The sequence below is a fragment of the Ihubacter massiliensis genome (genome assembly GCF_024125305.1).
GTDB lineage: Bacteria > Bacillota > Clostridia > Peptostreptococcales > Anaerovoracaceae > Hominibacterium > Hominibacterium faecale.
In genome coordinates this window covers 1-2,295 of the sequence record NZ_JAMXVH010000002.1, presented here as the reverse complement: position 1 = coordinate 2,295, position 2,295 = coordinate 1, and the positions used below count along the sequence as shown (strand labels likewise).

Below are 2,295 nucleotides of genomic sequence, written 5' to 3'. Positions count from 1 at the left end.
CATCGGCAATGTTTCCAGCGACGGCGACGGACTTGCGGGCCTGGAGCTGCAATATAATAACGAGCTTAACGGTATCGCCGGGCGGCAGGTGGAAAAAACGGATCCGGCGGGCCGGACGCTTTCCTATGGAACGAACGACACCTATCAAGCTGAGGACGGTCTGAATGTGGTGACAACGCTGGATGCGGTGGTGCAAAGCCATGCGGAAAAAGCAATCAAAACTGGAAAAAAGAATACTAAGGCTGATAAAGTTACCTGCCTGATGATGAACCCAAAGACTGGTGAAATTCTTGCATCTGCTACAACAGAAACCTATGATCCCAATAATGCCAGGATACCGCTTTCGGATACGGAAGCAAAAAAAGTGGAAAAGATGTCTCCCAAGGACAAAGCGGAGTACTTGAACAAAATGTGGAGAAATCCCTTGTTCAGCGATACCTACGAACCGGGGTCGACCTTTAAGCTGCTGACCTTATCAGCGGCTTTGGAAGAAAAGACCAGCAGCTTAAAACAGCATTTTCATTGTTCAGGGACCTATAATGTCAGCGGTACGATTCTCCGCTGCTGGAGGTACGACAATCCCCACGGTGATGAGACCTTAAAACAGGCGGTGGGAAATTCCTGCAACCCAGTATTCATTCAGCTTGGAAAACGGCTGGGTGTTGACACTTTTTATAAGTATTTGGATTTGTTCGGAATCACTGAGAAAACAGGGGTTGATTTTCCGGGAGAAGCTCAGGCACAGATTCAAAACAAGGATAAACTGACCTCGGTGGACTTTGCCACGATGTCTTATGGTCAAGGAATTTCGGTTACGCCTGTTCAGCTGTTGACAGCAGTCAGTGCTATTGGCAACGATGGCGTTCTAGTGCGCCCGCATATGGTAAGTAAACTCACCGATGCGGACGGCAATACGGTAAAATCTTACGGCACTGAGGTTGTGCGGCAGGCGATTTCCAAGGAAACGGCCGAAGAAGTGAAAGAAGCCATGGAATATGTCGTGGAAGAAAGCGGCGGCACCGCAGCCAAAGTGAAGGGTTATAAAATGGGCGGTAAGACGGGAACCGCGCAGAACGAGTCCAAGGGACTTGCTTCAAAGACTTATTACGCGTCCTTTGTGGGACTGGCGCCGATCGATGATCCTGAAGTAGCCATTTTGGTGGTAGTGGATAATCCCAAGGGCAAGATTCATGGAAGCGAGGCAGCTGCCCCCATCGTTAAGGAAATCATGGAAAGCGTGCTCCCATATCTCCAAGCCCGGCCTTCCGGAAAATAGGGTGTAAAATTTAAGAAAAAAGCATAGCCAAGGTTATCGATTGGTCAAAGCTGTTTCGCCGGGCTTCTACTACTTTGAGCCATGTGAACCGGAGGATGTGGCGTACCGGCTGGATTTCAATCCCCAGGAGGGCGCTGACAAAGAATGTTACTTGCAGATGTACGCTGATTATGGTTGGGAATATATACAGGAGCTGAACGACTTCAGCTATTTTAGAAAGCGGGCTGCCGATGCGAAAGCGGCGGAACTGGCGATTTTTATCCATTGCGGAATCGGCTTTTACCGATTGAGAAAGAAATATACCGGAGAAAAGACTGAAATATAAACGGAAGCCTGCAATAACCAAAACCCCCAATCCTGCATATACTAAATCGATTGGGGGTATTTAATTTGTATAAAGTAGTAGTGATCGGGGGCGGATGGTCCGGCTGCGCGGCTGCGGTATCAGCCAGAAAAGCCGGAGCTGAAGTAACCCTTCTTGAAAAGACCGACATGCTTTTGGGCCTTGGCAACGTGGGCGGAATCATGCGCAACAACGGCAGATTTACGGCTGCAGAGGAAAACATCGCCTTGGGCGCTCATGAGCTCTTTGAAATCACAGACCGCTGCGCGCGCCATGTCAACGTGGATTTTCCGGGGCATAAGCATGCCAGCCTCTACGATGTGGTCAAAGTGGAGCCGCAGGTAAGGCGGCTGCTGAAGGATATGGGCGTGGACATCCGGCTCATGAGCAGAGCCATTGACGTGGAAAAACGCCAGGAGGATCCAGTGATCGTGGATCGCATTATTTTGGCTGGCGGCGAGATTATCGAGGGAGATGTGTTTGTGGAAACCACCGGCTCTACCGGGCCTATGGGAAACTGCCTTACATACGGCAATGGCTGCTGCATGTGCATCCTCAGGTGCCCGGCCTTCGGCCCGCGAGTCAGCATAACGCAAAAAGCAGGCAAGAGTGATATTATGGGCCGCCGAAAAGACGGAGCTTTCGGCGCTTTCAGCGGATCGGGCAAGTTGGAAAA

At 50.4% G+C, this 2,295-nt stretch carries 2 protein-coding genes and 1 pseudogene; all 3 read left to right on the top strand.

The genetic code is table 11. From position 1 onward, the window contains the following. The coding region (locus NIA71_RS19830; RefSeq protein ID WP_253021337.1) for a peptidoglycan D,D-transpeptidase FtsI family protein at window positions 1–1,276 on the top strand (1,276 nt) is incomplete at its 5' end. 22 nt (window positions 1,277–1,298) lie between these two features. Then, window positions 1,299–1,601, top strand: a pseudogene (locus NIA71_RS19825) (DUF2812 domain-containing protein); the annotation flags it as partial. A gap of 65 nt (window positions 1,602–1,666) precedes the next feature. Then, a partial coding sequence (locus NIA71_RS19820) for an FAD-dependent oxidoreductase (protein ID WP_253021336.1) occupies window positions 1,667–2,295 on the top strand: 629 nt, incomplete at its 3' end.